General features: G+C 72.1%; 18 protein-coding genes and 1 pseudogene. 8 read left to right on the top strand and 11 right to left on the bottom strand.

Annotation, left to right across the window (positions count from 1 at the left end):
• Window positions 1-423: pseudogene (locus tag D1825_RS18545) on the top strand (lipocalin family protein); the annotation flags it as partial.
• 132 nt (window positions 424-555) lie between these two features.
• Here the strand turns inward: D1825_RS18545 and D1825_RS06225 are convergent.
• From D1825_RS06225 to D1825_RS06215, 3 genes are all read right to left on the bottom strand, one after another.
• Window positions 556-969, bottom strand: coding sequence for a VOC family protein (locus D1825_RS06225; protein ID WP_118766579.1), 414 nt, complete (start codon window positions 967-969; stop codon window positions 556-558).
• A gap of 1 nt (window position 970) precedes the next feature.
• The gene (locus tag D1825_RS06220; protein WP_118766578.1) at window positions 971-1,402 is read right to left on the bottom strand and encodes an OsmC family peroxiredoxin; all 432 of its coding nucleotides are present in this window, start codon (window positions 1,400-1,402) and stop codon (window positions 971-973) included.
• Window positions 1,403-1,482: 80 nt separating this feature from the next.
• Window positions 1,483-2,655 (bottom strand): M15 family metallopeptidase, encoded by a 1,173-nt coding sequence (locus D1825_RS06215; RefSeq protein WP_138067479.1) that lies wholly within the window; start codon window positions 2,653-2,655, stop codon window positions 1,483-1,485.
• A 130-nt stretch (window positions 2,656-2,785) separates the two neighbouring features.
• Between D1825_RS06215 and D1825_RS06210 the strand changes: the two genes are divergently transcribed.
• Window positions 2,786-3,022 carry a MerR family transcriptional regulator gene (locus D1825_RS06210; protein WP_118766576.1) on the top strand — a complete coding sequence of 79 codons (237 nt, stop codon included), beginning with the start codon at window positions 2,786-2,788 and terminating at the stop codon, window positions 3,020-3,022.
• A 3-nt stretch (window positions 3,023-3,025) separates the two neighbouring features.
• Here D1825_RS06210 and D1825_RS06205 read toward each other — a convergent pair whose 3' ends face one another.
• Entirely contained in the window at window positions 3,026-4,735 is a 1,710-nt protein-coding gene (locus D1825_RS06205) for a GMC family oxidoreductase (RefSeq protein WP_118766575.1), read from the bottom strand.
• A gap of 126 nt (window positions 4,736-4,861) precedes the next feature.
• Between D1825_RS06205 and D1825_RS06200 the strand changes: the two genes are divergently transcribed.
• The 3 genes from D1825_RS06200 (at window position 4,862) to D1825_RS06190 (ending at window position 10,025) form a co-directional block, all read left to right on the top strand.
• Window positions 4,862-5,257, top strand: a complete 396-nt coding sequence (locus D1825_RS06200) for a hypothetical protein (RefSeq protein ID WP_118766574.1) — start codon at window positions 4,862-4,864, stop codon at window positions 5,255-5,257.
• Window positions 5,258-5,849: 592 nt separating this feature from the next.
• The gene (locus D1825_RS06195; protein WP_158580685.1) at window positions 5,850-9,395 is read left to right on the top strand and encodes a S8 family serine peptidase; all 3,546 of its coding nucleotides are present in this window, start codon (window positions 5,850-5,852) and stop codon (window positions 9,393-9,395) included.
• Between the two features lie 147 nt (window positions 9,396-9,542).
• Window positions 9,543-10,025, top strand: coding sequence for a DUF3806 domain-containing protein (locus D1825_RS06190; RefSeq protein WP_118766572.1), 483 nt, complete (start codon window positions 9,543-9,545; stop codon window positions 10,023-10,025).
• Between the two features lies 1 nt (window position 10,026).
• Here D1825_RS06190 and D1825_RS06185 read toward each other — a convergent pair whose 3' ends face one another.
• Window positions 10,027-10,515 carry a ribonuclease H family protein gene (locus D1825_RS06185; RefSeq protein WP_118766571.1) on the bottom strand — a complete coding sequence of 163 codons (489 nt, stop codon included), beginning with the start codon at window positions 10,513-10,515 and terminating at the stop codon, window positions 10,027-10,029.
• 103 nt (window positions 10,516-10,618) lie between these two features.
• Here D1825_RS06185 and D1825_RS06180 point away from each other — a divergent pair, with 103 nt between their 5' ends.
• The gene (locus tag D1825_RS06180) at window positions 10,619-11,164 is read left to right on the top strand and encodes a hypothetical protein (protein WP_118766570.1); all 546 of its coding nucleotides are present in this window, start codon (window positions 10,619-10,621) and stop codon (window positions 11,162-11,164) included.
• A gap of 7 nt (window positions 11,165-11,171) precedes the next feature.
• Here the strand turns inward: D1825_RS06180 and D1825_RS06175 are convergent, their stop codons facing one another.
• The 6 genes from D1825_RS06175 to D1825_RS06150 form a co-directional block, all read right to left on the bottom strand.
• Window positions 11,172-12,122, bottom strand: coding sequence for a 5'-3' exonuclease (locus D1825_RS06175; protein WP_118766569.1), 951 nt, complete (start codon window positions 12,120-12,122; stop codon window positions 11,172-11,174).
• Window positions 12,119-12,772 carry a DUF4203 domain-containing protein gene (locus D1825_RS06170; protein WP_199721517.1) on the bottom strand — a complete coding sequence of 218 codons (654 nt, stop codon included), beginning with the start codon at window positions 12,770-12,772 and terminating at the stop codon, window positions 12,119-12,121. Before D1825_RS06170 ends, D1825_RS06175 begins: the two co-directional genes overlap by 4 nt.
• Window positions 12,773-13,004: 232 nt before the next feature.
• On the bottom strand, window positions 13,005-14,399 hold the full coding sequence (locus tag D1825_RS06165; protein WP_118766568.1) for a hypothetical protein: 1,395 nt from the start codon (window positions 14,397-14,399) through the stop codon (window positions 13,005-13,007).
• 70 nt (window positions 14,400-14,469) lie between these two features.
• Window positions 14,470-15,009, bottom strand: a complete 540-nt coding sequence (locus tag D1825_RS06160) for an RNA polymerase sigma factor (RefSeq protein ID WP_199721516.1) — start codon at window positions 15,007-15,009, stop codon at window positions 14,470-14,472.
• 93 nt (window positions 15,010-15,102) lie between these two features.
• Window positions 15,103-16,482, bottom strand: a complete 1,380-nt coding sequence (locus D1825_RS06155; RefSeq protein ID WP_118766567.1) for a chromosome partitioning protein — start codon at window positions 16,480-16,482, stop codon at window positions 15,103-15,105.
• A 77-nt stretch (window positions 16,483-16,559) separates the two neighbouring features.
• Entirely contained in the window at window positions 16,560-17,006 is a 447-nt protein-coding gene (locus D1825_RS06150; RefSeq protein WP_118766566.1) for an ATP-binding protein, read from the bottom strand.
• A 205-nt stretch (window positions 17,007-17,211) separates the two neighbouring features.
• Here D1825_RS06150 and D1825_RS06145 point away from each other — a divergent pair, with 205 nt between their 5' ends.
• Together D1825_RS06145 and D1825_RS06140 are read left to right on the top strand one after the other, a co-directional pair.
• Window positions 17,212-17,412 (top strand): hypothetical protein, encoded by a 201-nt coding sequence (locus D1825_RS06145; RefSeq protein WP_118766565.1) that lies wholly within the window; start codon window positions 17,212-17,214, stop codon window positions 17,410-17,412.
• On the top strand, window positions 17,409-18,308 hold a 900-nt coding region (locus D1825_RS06140), incomplete at its 3' end, for an ATP-binding protein (protein ID WP_147356250.1). The genes D1825_RS06145 and D1825_RS06140, both read left to right, overlap by 4 nt.

The following is an 18,308-nucleotide window of genomic DNA, read 5'->3' as shown; positions in this document are numbered from 1 at the left end:
TACGAGGCGCAGTGCGCCAAGAACGTCACCGCGACCTACGGGATCAACGCCGACGGCACGATCTCGGTGACGAACAAGTGCAAGACCTGGCTCGGGACCACCAGCACGGTCAAGGGCAACGCCCGCTCGGAGAACGCCCCGGCGAACAGCTCGCTCACGGTCTCGTTCGTCAAGCTCGGCGGCCACTGGCTGTACTTCGGCGGACCCAACTACTAGGTGCTCGGCCTGGGCGCGCAGTACGACTGGGCGGTCGTCGGCGACCCGAACCGCAGCAGCGGCTTCGTGCTGAGCCGCACGCCGGCGCTCACGGCCGCGCAGCTCGCCGACGTGCGCGCGACCCTCGCGGCCAACGGCTACGACGCGTGCGACCTCAAGCTCACCAAGCAGGACGGCGGCGGCTCGAGCCGCGCCCCGCTCTGCTGATCGCGAGGCTGATCGCGAGCGCGACGCCGCGGACGGGCGGTTCCGCAGTGACCCGCCCGTCCGCGTCGTCGAACCGCATTGTCGTCGGACATCAAGCCGAGGCCCGCTGTGCGAGCCCTCGGACGACGGGCCTCACGACGAGGTGATGTTCACCAACCAGCTCACGCCGAACTTGTCGACGAGCATGCCGAAGGTGTCGCCCCACGGCGCGACGCCGAGCGGCATCGTGACCGTCGCCCCGTCGGACAGGCCCTCCCAGAAGCCCGTGAGCTCGGCCTGGTCGGCGGGTCCGCCGCTGAGCGAGACCGAGTGCGAGCTGCCCGGGGTGTAGTCCATGGAGTTCGGGGTGTCCGACGCCATCAGGACGAGGCCGCCCGGGGCCGTAACCTGGCCGTGCATGACCTTGTCCGCCTCGGCCGGGTCCTCGCTCGCGTGGAACTCCCCGAACGTGCTGATGGTGAGCTCGCCGCCGAAGACGCCCTGGTAGAACTCGAGCGCCGCCCGGGCCTCCTCCCGGAACCCGAGGTACGGGTTGAGGATGGTCATCTCACAACACCTCCAGGGTGATGTCCGTCCCGGTGAGCGCCTTGCTGACCGGGCACGTGGCCTTGGCGTTCTCCGCCGCGGCCTTGAAGCCTTCCGCGTCGAGGCCCTCGACCTCGCCGCTGACCTTGAGCGCGATCCCCGAGATGCGGAAGCCGCCCGCGGGGTCGGGGCGCAGCGTCACGTCGGCCGTGACGTCGAGCGAGACGGGCGTGCCGCCGGCCTCGGCGAGAACGGCGGACAGCTGCATGGCGTAGCAGGACGAGTGCGCGGCGGCGATGAGCTCCTCGGGGCTCGTCACGCCGCCGGCCTCGTCTGCCGCACGCTTGGGGAACGAGACGTCGAACGTGGCCACACCCGAGCTCGTGAGCGCGGTCTGGCCGGATCCGTCGGCGAGGGTGCCCTTCCAGGCGGTGTGTGCAGAACGCGTGGGCATGCCGGCTCCTCCATACGGGTGGGACGGCCGATCGACCGCCCGGACCCACGCTAGGAGCACCCGCCCACACGCGCGAGGCGTCAGCCCGTGTACTCCCAGTGCCACGCCTCAGGCTTGCTGCTGCCGGGCTCGGCCCAGCCCGGGTGCACCCAGCCGTACTCGGCGGCGTGTTCGACCATCCACTGGTGCTGGACGGTGCCGAACGTCTGGATGCCGCCACCCAGGTCGAGCGCGATCCCCGTGCCGTGGTTGGACGTTCCCGGCGTCGCGCACAGGTAGCCCTTGGTGATGCGGCAGGCGACCTGGCCCGCGTACGAGCGGTAGGAGTCGGTCACCGACAGGTCCGTGCCGAACGCCTTGCGGTAGGCGGTGTTGAGCTTCTCGATGTCCTCGGCGGCGTCGCAGCGCAGCTGTGCGCTGGTGTCGAACGAGAGGTCGCACAGGGCGCTCGAGGGGATCTGCCCGTTGGCGTAGCCGAGCAGCGACTTCTTCCACGCGGCGCGCTGGGCGGCAGCCTTCGCGGCGGCGGCCTTCTTCTCGGCCGCCTCGGCAGCCTCCTGCGCCGAGTCCTCGACCGCGGTGCTCAGGGTGACGATCTTGGCGACGGCGGCGCGCAGCTCGGCCGTCGTGGTGTCCTCGGGTCCCGCGACCTCCGGGACGACGAGCTCGTCGAGCCCGTCGATCTCCGCGGCCTCGGCGCCCGCGTCCACCGACTCGGTCGCGGGCATGTCCGGGGTCTCGGCCGCCGAGGTCAGCGGTCCGTCGACGGCCGGCGCGCTGGGGGCAGCGCTCGGGCTCGTCGTGAGGCCGTCGTCCGTGGGCGTCGGCTCGGTCTGCGGGGTGGTGCCGTCCGTGGAGTCGTCCTTCGAGGACACCGGGGCGGGTGCCTCGATCGACTTCGCCTTCTCGACGAGGTCCTCGAGCTTGTCCGCGGCCTTGGCGAGCTTGCTCAGGTCGTCGCCGTCGACGTCCGTCGCCTTGCCGACCGACTGCGCGGTGTGCGCGACGGCCACGGCGTCCGCGGCGACGTCCACGACGGCGGTGCGCGCCTCGGCGACCTTGACCGCGACCGGGTCGGCCGTCCTCTGCGCGGCGGTGACGGCGCTCGACCCCGTACCGGAGGCCACCGGCTCGGCGCTCGTCATCTTCGCGGCGGCGGCCGTGGCGGTCAGCCCACCCGCGAGGACGGCGACGAGTGCGCCCTTGGTCAGGCGCACTGCAAACCGCTCGGCGGGTCGGGTTCCGTCACTCATCCGTGACACCGTAGGCGAGCCGGACAGGCGTCCAATCGGACATATAGCCTGATCAGGACGTTGTGGACGTGATGGTCGTCACGTCTGCGTGACACATCTGGAGAAGTTGTGCGCGGCTACAGTTCGACCCGTGCACGACGACCAGCTCGACGACCTCTACGACATCGCCCGGCTCGCCCGGCGGCTCGGCGTCGAGAACGCGACCATCCGCGTGTGGCTCTCGCGCGGGGTCCCGTGGCTGCCGCGCCCCGACGGCCGGCTCAACGGCGGCGCCGTCTGGCGCGCCACGAGCCTCGAGGGCATCGAGCAGCGCCGCGTGAAGGGCCGCCCGGGCCCGAAGCCCCGCGCCACGGTCGACGCAGTCTGACCGTCAGCTCCGCAGCACCGTCAACCGCAGCGCCCCGGGTGCGGCGACCGGCACCGCCGGCCGGACCGGAGGCACCGGGTCCACGTGCTCGTACCCGGCCTGCGGCCTCGGGTCCGGCTCGCCGCGGTTGGGCCACAGCGCGAAGGCCCGCTCCGCCTGCGCGGTGATGGTCAGCGACGGGTTCACGCCCAGGTTGGCGGAGATCGTCGACCCGTCCACGACGTGCAGGCCGGGGTAGCCGTGCACGCGGTGGTAGGCGTCGACCACGCCCGACGAGGCGTCGGCGCCGATCGCGCAGCCGCCGATGAAGTGCGCCGTCATCGGCACGTCCGCGACCTGCCCGATGCTGCTCGCGGCGAACCCACCCACGTGCACGGCCATCCGGCGGTAGGCCTCGTTCGCCAACGGGATCCACCGCGGGCTCGGCTCACCCGCGCCCGGCGACGACGTCAACCGCGTCCGGCCTCGCCAGGTGCGCCGCGGCCGCACGACGATCGACGAGTCGCCCGACTGCATGACGAGCCCGATGACGGTCCGGTTCGACCAGCTCCCGATGCCGAGCACCAGGGAGGCCACCTGCCCGGGGTGCCGCACCACGGTGCGCAGCCACCGCAGCGGCGCGCGCGGCCCGCCGTCGGTCAGCACGGTCGAGAGCAATCCCATGAGGTTGGACCCACGCCCGTAGCGGACCGGCTCGAGGTGGGTGCGCTCGTCGAGCCACACCGAGGAGGTGATCGCGACGCCGCGGGTCATGTCCGGCCGTTCGCGGTGCCCGCGCCACCGCGTGGCCGCGCCGCCGAGCGACTCGCTGTTGGTGCGCGTCGCGTGCCCCAGCCGGTCGGACAACGCGGGCAGCACGCCCGTCGCCTTCATCCGGTGCAGCAGGTCCTGCGTCCCCCACGTCCCGGCCGCGACGACGACCTGGCCGACCCGGATCGCCCCGTGTGCCGAGCGCCCCGTCCGGGCCGTCTCGACGAGCCACCCGCCGCTCGTCGGGCGCAGCGCCGTGACGGTCGTCTCGGGCACGACGACGGCGCCCGCGCGCTCGGCCAGGTAGAGGTAGTTCGTCGGGAGCGTGTTCTTCGCACCGTGCCGGCAGCCGGTCATGCACTCGCCGCACTGCAGGCACCCGCGCCGGTCCGGGCCGGCGCCGCCGAAGAACGGGTCGGGCACGTCGGCACCGGGCTCGACGCGACCGTCGTTGCCGAACACCACGCCGACCGGAGCCAGCCGGAACGAGGCCGCCACCCCGAGGTCCTCGGCGGCCTTGCGCACCACCTCGTCGGCCGGCGTTATGGTCGGGTTGTCGACGACCCCGAGCATCCGCCGCGCCTGGTCGTAGTAGGGCGCGAGCTCGGTGCGCCAGTCCGTGATTCGGGCCCACTGCGGGTCGGCCCAGAACGCGTCGGCCGTGGGCTGGTAGAGGGTGTTGGCGTAGACGAGCGAGCCGCCGCCCACGCCTGCCCCCGCGAGGACAAGGGCATCCGGCAGCACGTGGATGCGCTGGATGCCGAGGCAGCCCAGGCGCGGCGCCCACAGGAACCGGCGCACGTCCCAGCTCGTGCGCGGCAGGGTCTGGTCGGTGAATCGTCGGCCGGCCTCGAGGACCGCGACCCGGTAGCCCTTCTCGACGAGCCGCAGCGCCGCGACCGAGCCACCGAAGCCGGACCCGACAACGACCACGTCGTACTCGTCGGGCACGCTGGCGCTCATCCCCGCATCGAAGCACGTCGATGGGTGGCGTGAGTCACATCCCGGCCACTGTCGCTCGGCAGGCCGCAGTTCTAGCGTGGATCGCACAGGGCACGCACAGATGCGGCCCGGACCTAGGGGCTGGTCATGGTCGCTCGGCGCAACTCGATCCTCGCTTTCGTCGGCTGGGCGCTGGCCGGTGCCGTGGGCGCACTCGGCCTCCTGACGCTCGTCCTGCCCGGGCTCCTCGCGGCCGTCGTCGTCGGCACCGTCCCTCTCGTGCTGTTCTTCCGGCTGCGCGAGCCGTACGCCGCGAGCGGCGTCATCGCGGGTGGGTCCCTGCCCCTGTTCTACGTCGCCTGGCTCAACCGGCAGGGCCCGGGCGAGTACTGCCACGCGCTGAGCGGCGGCGGGCAGGAGTGCACCGACATGTGGAGCCCGTGGCCGTGGGCGGCGCTGGGTGTGGTGCTCATCGGCGCGGGTGTCGCGGTGTACGTCGTCGCGCGGACCCACGGGTGGGGCGCGCAGGCCGTCCCCCGTTGAATCACCTCGGGGGCCGATGCCGCTCGTCGAGCGGTCCCCGTCGGACGAACGCAGGATGGACCGGACATCGCTCTTCCGTTGCAACGTCGCAACAAGACCGAAACGTCCGAAGTCTTCCGTATGACCGTACTGGTAAGTAACGTGCCCCTAGCGCCTATGGGTGAAGCAGGTCACACCTGTGTCTCACCGGTGGGCGCACCGATTCGTTCGAGAGCCCAGAGGTGTGCGCATGACCCGTCGTCCGATCCTCGCGTCCGTCACTGCCGCAGCGGTGGTGTTGAGCACGGCCATGGTTGCCGGTCCCGCCTCGGCGGCTCCACCACCGGACGTACCCGCTCCGACCAAAGCGCTGCGAGTCGACCCGCAGTTGCGTGAACGTGTCGAGCGGGACGGTTCAAAGCTGCTCGGCCTGACGGACGCGAAGGGCACCATCACCGCGTTCGTCCAGCTCAAGGCCCCCTCTGGCGTCACAGTCGCCAAGGCACCTGGGACCGATGAAGCAGATGTCAAGGCGGCCGCGAAGGAGACGCAGGCAATCGCGGCCGATGTGGTCCCAACCCGACTCACGCGATCCAACGTCGAGTCGTCCGGGGTGAAGCGGATCGGCACCCTCACCAACCTTGTGTCGGCCACCCTCGTCACCGGTGACGCCTCTCAGATCCGGGCGCTCGCCGCGAACCCCGACGTCGTGGCTATCTACCGCGTCCAGCGCAAGACGATCGAGAACGCGAACTCCGACGCCTTCACGAAGGCGCTCGCCACCTGGAAGGAGACAGGCAACACGGGCTACGGCGTCCGCATCGGAATCGTTGACACCGGTGTGGATTACACGCACGCCGACTTTGGCGGGCCGGGCACCAAGGCCGCGTACGACGAGGCGGTCGCTGCCACGACGATCCTGCCCGGCCTGTTCGATCACACCAAGTTCATCGGGGGCTATGACTTCGCGGGGCACTTCTACGACGCCGACCCTGACTCGACCACGCCCGGTCACACCAGCGTCGCGGTTCCCGACGCAAATCCCATCGACTCGCTCGCCACGTCCGGGACCTCTGGCCACGGAACCCATGTCTCTGGGAGCGCGGCCGGCTACGGCGTCGACGCCGACGGCAAGACTTTCAGCGGCGACTACTCGACCCTCGACTCGCTCGCGGGTTGGGAGATCGGGCCTGGAACCGCGCCCGAGGCCCAGATCTTTGGCCTGAAGGTTTTCGGTGACATCGGCGGCTCCACCGACCTGACGTCGCTCGCCCTCGATCGTGCCGCCGACCCGAACAACGACGGTGACTTCTCTGACCGTCTCGACGTCGTCAACCTCTCGCTCGGCAGTGACGGCACCGTTGTTGACGACCCCGAGAACCTGGTCATCGACAAGCTGAGCGCGCTTGGCACCGTCGTCGCAGTCGCCTCCGGCAACGCGGGCGACGTCACCGACATCGGTGGCGGCCCGGGCAACGCAGCCAGTGCGCTGACCGTGGCCAACTCGGTCGCTTCGCCGGTCGTCGACGCTCTCAAGGTCGTGACTGCCCCTGACGCCGACCTGAACGGCAAGAAGCTGGCGGCCCAGAACTCGGTGCTCTACTCGAAGACCGACGACGCGACGGGTGAGATCGCCAAGGTGGTAGACGCTGGCGGCACATTCTTCGACGGCTGCACGGCGTTCACCACGGCCGAGGCCGGGCAGGTGGCCGGGAAGCTCGCCTACCTTGCTTGGGACGACGCAGCCGTCGCGTGCGGCTCGAAGGCTCGTTTCAACAACGCCCAGGCGGCCGGTGCGATTGGTGTCGTCCTGCCGTCGCAGAATGACATCTTCACGGGCGGGATCAACGGGAACGAGAACATTCCCGGCGTGCAGATGACGAAGTCCACGACTGCCACGATCGACGCCCAGCTCGCAGTGGGCACCGTCGTCGCCACCGTGGGTCCGAGCCTCGCCCGACAGAGCAGCGTGACCGGATACGGCGACACTCTGAACAGCAGCTCGTCGCGGGGCGTCCACGGTTCGCTCGGCGTCATCAAGCCTGACGTCGCCGCACCTGGGTCGGGAATCAACTCTGCAGCGTCGGGTGAGGGCGACGGCTCACACGTCCTCTCCGGCACGTCGATGGCTACCCCGCATGTGGCTGGCATTGCTGCCCTCGTCGTTCGTGCCCACCCCGCGTGGAACAGCGCGCAGGTCAAGGCTGCTGTCATGAACACGGCGACGCACGACGTCACCACCGAGCCGAACGGTGGCGGTGACGTGTTCGGTCCCCAGCGAGTCGGCTCGGGGCGAGTCGACGCACTCGACGCCGTCCAGTCGAAGGTCATCGCCTACAACAAGGCCAAGCCTGCGCTCACATCGGTGACGTTCGGTGTCGTCCCGGTCGGGGCGACGACTGTCGTCCAGAAGCAGGTCGTCACCGTGAAGAACTTCGACAACGCGAACGCCAAGACGTTTGCGACGAGCGTGACGACCGCGACCACCGCAGGAGGAGCCACGATAAAGGCGACTCCCGCGACGATCACGGTCCCCAAGGGCGGTTCAGTCGACGTCACCTTGACGCTGACAGCCGACCCCAAGACCCTCAAGAAGCAGATCGATCCCACGTCTGCGACGAAGGTCAGTACCTACGGACGTGAGTTCGTCACCGAGGTCGCGGGGCGCCTTGTCCTCAAGCCTGCAACCGGCCCGGAGCTGCGACTCCCCGTCCAGGCCGCGCCCAAGCTTGTCAGTGCACTTAAGGCTGCGTCTCCGACGTTCACGAGCTCGGGCGCGGGCGCCTCGACAATCCCTGTCACGGGTCGAGGCATCACGACCGGTGGCTTCGACTCGATCAGTGCACCGCTCATCCTCGCGGCAACCAGCCCCAAGCTGCCTGCTGCAGCGACGCTGGAGACCTCGAAGTCGGCGGTCGCATCGGGCGACATCCGCTACGTCGGGTGGTCGTCGACAGTGCCCTACGTGGCAGCAATCAACGACCCGACCAATATCCCTGCGGCGAGATTCAACCAGCTTCAGGTGGGGATCGCTTTCGACGGAAATTGGGCGTCGCTCGGCCGGGTCGTTACGCCGGTGATCGACATTGACCTCAATAAGGACAACAAGCCCGACCTGCAGACGATCGTCAGCAAGTGGGACGCCGATAGCGACCTCACCACGGTCGAGACGTACGACCTGCGGATTGCCAACCCGGCCAACCAGCTGGTCGGCCTGGAGTTCGTCAACAACGAGGACGGCAGCGTCGACACCGGCGTGTATGACAACAGCGTCCTGGTCGCTCCGATCAACCTCGCTGACGTCGGGATCAAGTCCGGCGACAAGCCGGCGATCTCGGTGTGGACCTACTCCGGATACGCCGCGAACGACGACGGCGTGGTCGACGAGGTCGCCCCGTTCACTGTGGACCCGTTCGCTCCGCCGTTCTGGTTTGCCACGGATGACTTCACCAGCACATGGACCGACGGGACGGCGGCAACGTCGATCCCGGTGGTCAAGGCCGCCGGAGTGACGTCGGGCAAGCTGCTCGTCCTGACGCCGCAGAACTCCGACCCGACCACGCGGGCTCAGGTCGTCGACGTCAAGACGTCCTCGTCCACCAAGCTCGCGATCAGCCCGACCTCCGTGAAGTTCGGCACCGCAGCCAAGGCCACCGCCACGGTGACCGGGGCCGCCGCCGCACCCACCGGCAAGGTCGAGTTCCGCGAGGGCGCCAAGGTCCTCGCCTCGGCGAACCTCGCCGTCAGCGGCAAGGTCGGCAAGGCGACGGTCACGCTGCCGAAGTCGCTCTCGGTCGGCAAGCACACGCTGACCGCGGTCTACCTCGGCAACGCGGGGGTGGCGACGTCGAAGGGCACCGCCACACTGACGGTCGCCAAGGCGAAGCCGTCGGTGGCGCTGTCCACCTCGTCGTGGACCGTCAAGAAGAACAGCACGCCGAAGCTGACGGTCAGCGTCAAGGGCTCCTCCGGCGCCCCGGCGCCGACCGGCAAGGTCGTCGTGAAGGTCGGCTCCAAGTCGGTCACCGCGACGCTCAGCAGCGGCAAGGTCACCGTCCGTCTTCCGAAGGTCACGAAGGCGACGACCGTCTCGGTCACGTACAAGGGGAGCGCCAGCTACTCCTCGGCGACCGCGGACCACAAGATCAAGCTGAAGTGATCTGAGTGCCCCGAGGGCCGCGTCGACCACCCGGTCGGCGCGGCCCTCGGCGCGTCTGCGGGCGTTCGGGGTACTCAAACCGGGCCGAACGGGGGAATCCCGCCCGCGTCGGTCAAGCACGCCGCGGCGAGGGTCGATGCCCAGGTCATGGACCTGCTCCCGTCTCCCCACACGCCCGGGGACGACGAGCGGACCGGCCGGACCACCGCGCTGAACCCCGCCGAGCAGGTGTGGGCCGCCCAGCACCGCGAGCTGGTCCTGGAGCTGTGCGACGGGGACGTCGACGAGTGGACCGTGGGCGACCTGTTCGACCGGGTGCACGGCACCTGGCTCGAGTCCGACGAGCGACCCGACCCGAGCCCGCTCATCCACGCGTTCGGCGTCGCGCTGGGCGACCTCGTCGTGCGCGACGTCCCGGGCATGGACTGGGTCTCCTACCGGGAGGACGACGCGATGGCGCTCGCCCTCTCACGTGCCGGTGACCCGCTCGTGGTGTTCCCGATCGCGTCGGTCGAGGAGCACTGGGGCGTGGTCGTCGAGGGGTGGTTCACGACGCACGTGCACGCGGTCGTCGACGAGACCGTCCGGCAGCTACGCCGGCCTCCGCAGGACGTCGACGGCTGGGGCTGAGTCAGAACAGGACGTCGACCGGGGGCGCCAGCGGCGCGACCGGGACCGGGACGTAGGTGCCGTCGCGCATCGCGCGCGCGGCGATGCCGGCGAGCTCGTCGGCCCGCTCGTTGAACCGGTCCCCCTGGTGCCCGCGGACCCAGACGAACGTGACCGGCCCGGGCCGGGCCGCGATCGCGCGCTCGATGCCCTGCACGAGCTCGAGGTTCTGCACCGGGCTCCCGCTGGCGGTCCGCCAGCCCTTGCGCCGCCAGCTGTGCACCCACAGCGAGGCGCACTTGATCGCGTACTGCGAGTCGGCCTCGATGCACAGCGGCTCGTCGCCGGGGTGAGCGGTGATCGCCTCGAGCACGGCCATGAGCTCGGCGATCTGGTTGGTGCCCGCCGCGACCGCGCCGCTGCCGTGCGTGCCGTCGTGGTTGGCCCACGCCCAACCGATCGCCCCGCCGGGATTGCGCAGGCAGGAGCCGTCCGTGCTGACCGTGATCACGCGGTCATTCTGCCGTCCGCTCACCCGTTCGGCCGACACGCCCGGCGGCCTGTGGGACCGAATGACTCAAGGTCACCCACCCGGACGTCCGATACTTCCTCGTATGACGACGTTCGAGGACCTAGACCTCGCCGAGGCGTTCGGTGACTTCGAGCCGCAGGAGCAGCCCACGCGACGCCGCGCCGGCTGGATCACCGCGGTGGTGCTGACCCTCGCCGTGCTGCTCGTCGGCGGCGGGCTCGCCTGGCTGGCCCTCAGTCGTGACACGACCCCGACCGCGATCGTCGTCGCCCCCGCCGTCCTCGCCCCGGCCCTCGCCGAGGCCCAGACCGCCGCGGACCAGGTCGAGTCCTCGAGCCTCGACGGCACCGGCATCCGGGCCGCGAGCACCCGCTTCGTCGCGAGCTCCGACCTCGGCGCGATCTACGTCGCCACCGGGGCGGGCGACCGGCTGTGCCTGCTCGCCGTCCCGGAGGGCGACCTGTCGTCCACGTCCTGCGTGACGCCGAAGACCGGCGCGGTGATCGTGCTGCGACCCGACGTCGACGGCCCGGGCGTCGCCCTCGTCACCGAGGGCGGCGAGGCACCGAGCGCCGACGACGGGTGGACGCAGACGCCGTCCGGCCTCTGGACCGCACCCGCCGCCTGAGAGAAGGTCAGCGCGCCAGCACGTCCACGACGCGCTTGACGCTCGACGACAGCCCCCACCGCTCCGCGAGCGCGACGAGCGCGTCGGGGTCGACGGGCGTCGCGGGCAGCCGGTCGTCGACCTTCGCGACGGGTGCGTCCGGCGCCACCTGCACGACGCCCGGCGCGACCCGGAGGTAGTCCGCCGACTCGGTGAGCCGGCGCAGCTGCGTCGCCGTCAGACCCTTGTCGCCCGCGTCGCGCGCGGCGAGGATCCCCTCGAGCGAGCCGTACCGGTGCACGAGCGCCGCCGCGGTCTTCTCCCCGATCCCGGGCACGCCCGGCAGCCCGTCGCTCGGGTCCCCGCGCAGCACGGCCATGTCGGCGTAGCCCTGCCCGGTGGTCACCGAGTAGCGCTCCGCGAGGCGGGCCTGGTCGACGACCTCGAGGTCCTTGATGCCGCGCACCGTGTACAGCACGCGCACGTGCGCCTCGTCGTCGACGAGCTGGAACAGGTCCCGGTCGCCCGTGATGACGTCGATCGCGTCCCGCTCCCCTGCGGACTTGTCGCGCTCGCGCGCCACGAGCGTGCCGATGACGTCGTCGGCCTCGTACCCCGGCGCGCCGATCCGCGCGATGCCGAAGGCCGCGAGCACCTCGGCGATGACCGGGACCTGCGGGGCGAGGGTGTCGGGGATCTCCTCGACGTCTCCCCCGGTCCGCTCCTCGGCCACGCGGTGCGCCTTGTAGGAGGGGATGGCCTCCACCCGGAACGCGGGGCGCCAGTCGTCGTCCCAGCACGCGACCAGGCGCGTGGGCCGGTGGTCGGCGACCAGGCGGGCGATCATGTCGAGCAGCCCGCGCACCGCGTTGACCGGCGTCCCGTCCGGCGCCTTCACCGAGTCGGGGACGCCGAAGTAGGCGCGGAAGTACAGCGAGGCGGTGTCGAGCAGGAGCAGGCGTCCGGTCGGCGCAGTCATGGCGACGAGTCTGTCAGTCCAGGACCTTCCGGTGCAGGCTGCGCGGCCGGGGGCTTGCGGGGCGCTCCTGGCACCCTCGTCGCCGGGCTGTTCACCAGGCGCCTCCCGAACACGCGTCGCTGCACGTACCAACCGGACGCGGCCAGCGCGATCCAGACGACGAACATCAGCGTCTGCTGCCACCCGTGCTCGGGGTGGTCGAGCGCGCCCATCTGCTCGGGCCACAGCACCGCGATCCCCGTCATCGCGACGCTCGCGCCGCCCAACGGGGTGACCCACAGGACGACCCGCCGCCCGTAGCGGTCGGCGAGCAGCGCGGCTGACGTCGCGACCGCGGCCACGAGGACCACCGCGAGGATCACGTTCGAGTCGCCGTTGCCGAGCGCGGACCACAGCTTCGCTCCGATGACGGCACCGGTCACGGCACCGATGACGAACGGGGCGAGGCGGAAGACGTACGCGGCGACGAGCCAGATGATGACCGCCGCGCCGACGGCCACCCAGATCGCGTCCCAGTCGGTCGCGCCGAACGCCTCCGCGAGCAGGTACGCGCCGCCGAACCCGGACAGCAGCAGCGCGAGGTTGATCGACGCGATCCCGCCGAAGCACAGCACGAGCCCTGCGACGACGACGATCAGCCCGGACACCATCTGGCCACGGTAAGCGCGCGACGCCCGCACGGCTCGGTGAGCGGCGACGGCGGCCGGTGCACCCGAGACGCCCTGCCGTCGAGACCGACAGTTCGGGACGAGATCGGCACTTCCAAGTGCCGGTCTCGTGCCGACGTATCGGTCTCGTTGCTGGCCGGGCCGCAACCACCCGGACGTACGAGGAGGACCGGCGGGCGCCCCTCCGCGCCTGCCGGTCCTGCTCGAGACTGGATCAGCCGGCGAAGTCCAGCTGCTGGTCGACGACCGCGATGACGGACCACACCGAGCCGTCGGTGCCGGTCAGCTCGTAGGTCGGCACGAGCAGTGTCGCGCCGTCAGCCGCGGTGTGCGTCGCGAGGCCGAGGCGGGCCTCGTCGATCGTCACCTTCGTGACGGGCCACTCGATCGCGCTGCCCGGCTCGGCCGTCTTCGGGACGGCCGGCGCGGTCGGCTGCTCGGACGGGGCGGAGATGACCGCGTCGTCGGACTCGGCATAGGTCACGCCACCGCGCGCCGCGAACGGCACGACGCCCCCGCCCGACGAGCCGAACCGCGGGTCGCCGAGGCGCTCGACGCCCTGCGCAGGGCTGACCACGTCGTAGCTGCCGAGCGCGACGAGCGGCGCGACCGGCCCGTTGACCGAGGAGATGCCCTCCGCGACGACCGTGACGTACCAGGTCGCGTCAGTGCGCTGCCCGTCGACGACCGTGTAGCCGACGACGCTCGCGGACTTGTCGTCGCCCGTCTCCTGCGTCTCGAGCTCGAGCGTGCCCGTGTCGACGCCGAGCGAGGCGAGCACGTCCTTGGCGGCGGCGATCGCGGCCCTGCCCGAGGGTGCGTCCTTGGCGTCGCACTCCGGGGCCTTCTCGTCGCTGCCGACCGAGGCGTCGTCGGTGCCCGAGACCGAGTCGGGCGCGGACTTCACACCGCACGCCCACGGGTCCTTGGCCGGGTCGTAGTAGCTCATGGACGCCATGCCGTCGGGGCTGAGCGTGACGGTGGCGCCGGTGCCGTCGTTGGGGCCGACGGTCCAGCCCCAGTCCTGCTTCGGCTTGCCCGAGACGCCGAGGGCCTCGGCGAGGCGCGCAGCGGTGTCGGCCGAGTAGACCGACGCGGCGTCGTAAGCCCACGCGTCGAACGAGCGGCCGGCCGTCGACAGTCCCGTGGCCGTGAAGGTCGTGTGGCCGTAGCCGCCGTAGAACGGCAGCGAGCTCGCGCCCACCTTGTCGCCGGCCGAGGCGCCCGACGAGCGGCCGATCTCGGCGCCGGCCTGCGGCACGGCGCCGGCCGCGTCGGCCGCGGTGCCCTCGCCGAGCGAGATCGGGGCCGCGGCCGACGAGCCGTCGCTGGCCACCTGCTCCGTGCCGTCGTGCTGCGTGCCGAGCGCGTAGCTCCCGCCGCCGACGACAGCCACACCGGCGACCGCCGCGGCGACCTGGATCCAGCGCGGGGTCCGACGGGCGCGGCGCACGGCGAGCTCGTCGGCTGTGAGCTGCACGCCCGTGGAGTCGGCGAGCGCGGCGTGCAGGCGGCCGAGGTCGGGGGTGGCGGTGGCCGCGGGGTCGGCCGCGCGCACGGCGTCGACCGCGCGCTGGGCGTCGGGCTGGTCCTGCTCGGGCGTGGTCACGATGCGCTCCGGGTGGTGAGGCGGGAACTGCTTCCACCCCGTCTATGTCGTCAGCCCCGACGACCTTGCACTACGCCGGGTCCTGCTCCGCCCAGGCGGCGGCCAGCCGCGAGCGCGCGCGGCTCAGGGCCGCGTCGGCCCCGCCGCGGCCGATCCCGAGCACCTCGGCGAGCCCCTCGCCCGTCAGGCCCTCCCAGGCGTGCAGCAGGATGATCTGCCGGTCCCTCGCGCTCAGGGCCGCGAGCGCGCGGCGCGCCACGTCGTCGCGGACGGCGAGCAGGGCGGGGTCGTCGTCGTCCGGGTGCTCCGGGACCTCGCCCACCGGGATCGGCCGGGACTTGCGGCGGTGGTTCGCGACGACGAACCCGGCGGTCCGGTAGAGCCACGGCAGCTCGGCGCCCGCGGGGACCTCATCGCGGCGGCGCCACGCGATCGTCAGGACGTCAGCGCTGAGGTCCTCGACGTCGTCGGCCGGGACGCGGCGCGCGAGGTAGCGGTGCACGGGCGTCGCGTGCTCGCGCACCAGCTGCTCGAACCACGGCGCCTCGCGGCTCGGCGCGGCCTCCTGCTCGCTCACCGCCACCGCCGGCTCGTCCGTCTGCACGCCCACTGCGCCCCCTTGCTCAGATCGGGCGACAGTCGTCGCCCTACCTGCTTTGTGTCACGACGGGGGCCGATCTTGCACGAGGCGAGCGGGATGTTCCTAGAGCCCGTCCGCGACGACCGCAGTCGCCCGCAGCCAGGCGTCCCGGGTGTCGGGGCGCAGGCTCTCGAAGTCGATGGGTCCACCGGCGACGAGGGCCGCGTCGTGCGGGACCTCCACGATCGCCCGGGTCAGGGCGCCGAAGTGGCTGCGCAGCCGGCCGCGCAGGTCCTTGTCGACCTTGCGGTCGGGCTCGGACAGCACGGTGACGGCCCGGCGGACGGCGTCCTCGTGGCCGGTCGAGCGCAGCGCGTCGAGCGCCCACGCGGCGGACTGCGCGGTGTCCTCGCGGATCGTCGAGACAACGACGATCTGGTCGGCCGCCGTGACCGCGGCCTGCCAGTTGGAGGCCCGCATGTTGTTGCCGGTGTCGACGACGAGCACGCGGTAGAAGCGCGAGAGCACGGTGTGCAGCGACGTGAACGAGGCGGCATCGACCGACGCGGCCGAGGCCGAGTCCTCGTCCGAGGCGAGCACGTCGAACTGCTGCGTGGACTGCGTGCGCACGAACGCGTCGAGGTCGCCGACGCGCACCGTGCCCTCGTCGCCCAGGTTCGGCAGCGCGTGCAGCAGGTCCACCGCGGTGCGGGCGTGCTCGGTGTGCGCCGAGCGCCAGCCGAGGGTCCCGCGCGTCTCGTTGTTGTCCCACGCGAGCGTGTAGCCGCCGCGCTCGAGGCCGAACGTGGCCGCCAGCATCATCGTGGCGGTCGTCTTGTGCGCGCCGCCCTTGGGGTTGATGACGACGATCGTCTTGGGGCCGTCGAAGCCGCGGCGCACGGCCGCCTGCTGCACGCGGCGGCGCTGCTCCTTGCGGCCGGGCCCGGGCGAGATCGCGCCGAAGGTGATCCGGCGGATGCCCACGCGCACGCCGCGCTCCGCGGGTCCGGCCGTCACGGGGTGCCGGGCCGCGAGCAGGTCGTCGAGGGTCGGCAGGGTCGCCGCCGAGCGGTCGCGCGCCGGGGCCGACGCCGCGATGAGGCCGGGCGGCGGTCCGGACTCGGCGACCGGGTCCGGGGCGGGCTCCGGCTTCGCGGGCTGCTCAGGGGTCGGGGCCGCGTCCGCGGGCGCCTCGTCGGGCTCGTCGGCCTTGTCGGTCGCAGCCGTGTCGCCCGGGGCCTCGTCGACCGATCCGTCCGGGTGGATCAGCAGCGACCAGACGCCCTCCGGGTCCCGCACCTGCACGGGGACCGGGTGCCCGAGGCCCTCGGCGAGCTCGGCGATGCGGCTCGTGATGGCCGCCCCGGCCTCCTGCAGGGTCTCGCGCTCGACCCGCTCGACGACCCCGTCGACCGAGATCTCCCCGGTGCCGTCCTCGCGCACCTCGGCGCTGATCTCGGGGTCGCGCGTCTTCGTCGCCACGCCCTGCTCGTCGTCGTCCATCCCGATCCACTCCTCAGCTCACGCCACGTCCCGAGCCGAAACTACGCGAATCGGGCCGAATGTCCAGGCCAGAGCGGTCAGGCGTCGGTGTCCACCTGGAACCACACGGACGTCCCGCCGTCACGTGGGCGGGTGCCCCAGGACTCCGCGAGGGCCTCGACGAGGGCCAGTCCACGCCCGCTGGGGGCGGTCGGCTCGGGGTGCCGCACCGTGGGGGCGCCGTGGCCGGTGTCGATGACCTCGACCCGCACGTAGGGCCCGGCGACCCGCAGTCTCACCCGCACCTGCCCGCCCGTCGGACCGTGCACCACGGCATTCGAGACGAGCTCGGCGGTGAGCAGCTCGACGACCTGGTTGGCCGCGCCCGTGACGCCGAGGGCAGCGATGGTGCGCATCACCCAGTGCCGGACGGCCCGGGGCGCGCGTGGCTCGGCGGTCACGACGAGCTCCTCGTCGAACCGGGCCGCCTCCTGCTCGGCGCGGCGCACGCTCGGCGCGCTGCGCAGATCTCTGACGTCGCCCACCTGACCAGGGTGCCCGACGTACCCGCGTTCCGCCGGGTGGGAGCCCCGACACGCTCGACGCGAGGTGGTCTGAGGCACCTCAGACCACCTCAGACCGGATCGGCCGCCACAACCCGTCGATCGACGGATCCGCGGGGCGTCACCTCAGAGGAAAAGTCGTCATCGACGCCGGGGGACCCACCCCCGCACAGCAGAGGAGACAGTGATGAGCGAGATCTGGGGACCCGGGCTCGACGCCGAGCTGGCCTACCGACGCGAGGTGCTGCGCGCCGACCTGGCCGACACGCGAGCGCGCAGGGGCGCCCGCCGTCAGGCCAAGCACCCCGACGGGCACCGGCACGCCTCGGCGGCTGCCGCGCGTCGGTGGCTGCTGCGAGGATCGGGGGCATGGCACGTGGCCCGATGAACGCACCTTTCGTCGCCCGCGCGGACGAGGTGGCCCTGCTCGACGAGACCCTCGACCGGGCGGGCAGCGGCATGGCCGGTGCCGTGCTGCTCGCGGCCGACGCCGGGGTGGGCAAGACGCGGCTGGTTCAGCACGTCGCGGCCCAGGCCACGGCTGCGGGCGCTCACGTCGTCGTCACGCACTGCGTGGACCTCGGCGACGTGGGCCTGCCGTACCTGCCGTTCGCGGAGACGCTCGCGCAGCTGCACGCGCTCGCACCAGGCGTTGTCGACGAGATCGTCGCCGCCCGGCCCGCGCTCGCGCGGCTGATGCCGGGCCAGCCCGCCGCGGCCGACGGCTCCGCGAACCGGTTGCAGCTGTTCGAGGGGCTCGTCGAGGTCCTGGGCGCCGTGGGGACCGCCGGGCACCCGCTGCTGCTCGTGGTCGAGGACGTGCACTGGGCGGACTCCTCGAGCCGCGACGTGCTGCGCTTCCTCGTCTCCCGGCTGCGCGACCAGCACCTCCTGCTCGTCGCGAGCTACCGCACGGACGACCTGCACCGCCGGCACCCGTGGCGCCCGGTCGCCGCCGAGCTCGCCCGGCACCCGCGTGTGCAGCGGCTCGACCTGCGGCCGTTCACGCCCGACGAGCTGCGCGAGTTCACCGTCGCCGTCACGGGCGCGTCCGTGCCCGAGCAGTCGCTGCGCCGCGTCGTCGACCGGTCCGAGGGGAACGCCTACTTCGCGCAGGAGCTGCTCGAGGCAGGCACGGACGCCGACGAGCTGCCGTGGTCGCTCGCCGAGGTGCTCCGCGCGCGCCTCGAAGGGCTCGACCCGGAGGTGCAGCAGCTCGTGCGCGTCGCGTCGGTCGCGGGGCGGCGGGTCGACGAGCGGCTGCTGCGTGCCGCGGTCGGCGAC

It is taken from the genome of Cellulomonas rhizosphaerae, assembly GCF_003470205.1.
Taxonomy (GTDB): Bacteria; Actinomycetota; Actinomycetes; order Actinomycetales; family Cellulomonadaceae; genus Cellulomonas; species Cellulomonas rhizosphaerae.
The sequence above is the reverse complement of the archived record's forward strand: the minus strand, read 5'-3'. Positions and strand labels throughout refer to the sequence as shown.

What these genes read in the sequence shown, in the direction of transcription:
- D1825_RS06200 (WP_118766574.1), top strand. Translation starts at nt 4,862, where the DNA reads ATGGTCGCTCGGCGCAACTCGATCCTCGCTTTCGTCGGCTGGGCGCTG.
- D1825_RS06155 (WP_118766567.1), bottom strand. Translation starts at nt 16,482, where the DNA reads ATGGACGACGACGAGCAGGGCGTGGCGACGAAGACGCGCGACCCCGAG.
- D1825_RS06225 (WP_118766579.1), bottom strand. Translation starts at nt 969, where the DNA reads ATGACCATCCTCAACCCGTACCTCGGGTTCCGGGAGGAGGCCCGGGCG.
- D1825_RS06220 (WP_118766578.1), bottom strand. Translation starts at nt 1,402, where the DNA reads ATGCCCACGCGTTCTGCACACACCGCCTGGAAGGGCACCCTCGCCGAC.
- D1825_RS06180 (WP_118766570.1), top strand. Translation starts at nt 10,619, where the DNA reads ATGACGACGTTCGAGGACCTAGACCTCGCCGAGGCGTTCGGTGACTTC.
- D1825_RS06205 (WP_118766575.1), bottom strand. Translation starts at nt 4,735, where the DNA reads ATGAGCGCCAGCGTGCCCGACGAGTACGACGTGGTCGTTGTCGGGTCC.
- D1825_RS06170 (WP_199721517.1), bottom strand. Translation starts at nt 12,772, where the DNA reads ATGGTGTCCGGGCTGATCGTCGTCGTCGCAGGGCTCGTGCTGTGCTTC.
- D1825_RS06215 (WP_138067479.1), bottom strand. Translation starts at nt 2,655, where the DNA reads ATGAGTGACGGAACCCGACCCGCCGAGCGGTTTGCAGTGCGCCTGACC.
- D1825_RS06175 (WP_118766569.1), bottom strand. Translation starts at nt 12,122, where the DNA reads ATGACTGCGCCGACCGGACGCCTGCTCCTGCTCGACACCGCCTCGCTG.
- D1825_RS06145 (WP_118766565.1), top strand. Translation starts at nt 17,212, where the DNA reads ATGAGCGAGATCTGGGGACCCGGGCTCGACGCCGAGCTGGCCTACCGA.
- D1825_RS06190 (WP_118766572.1), top strand. Translation starts at nt 9,543, where the DNA reads ATGGACCTGCTCCCGTCTCCCCACACGCCCGGGGACGACGAGCGGACC.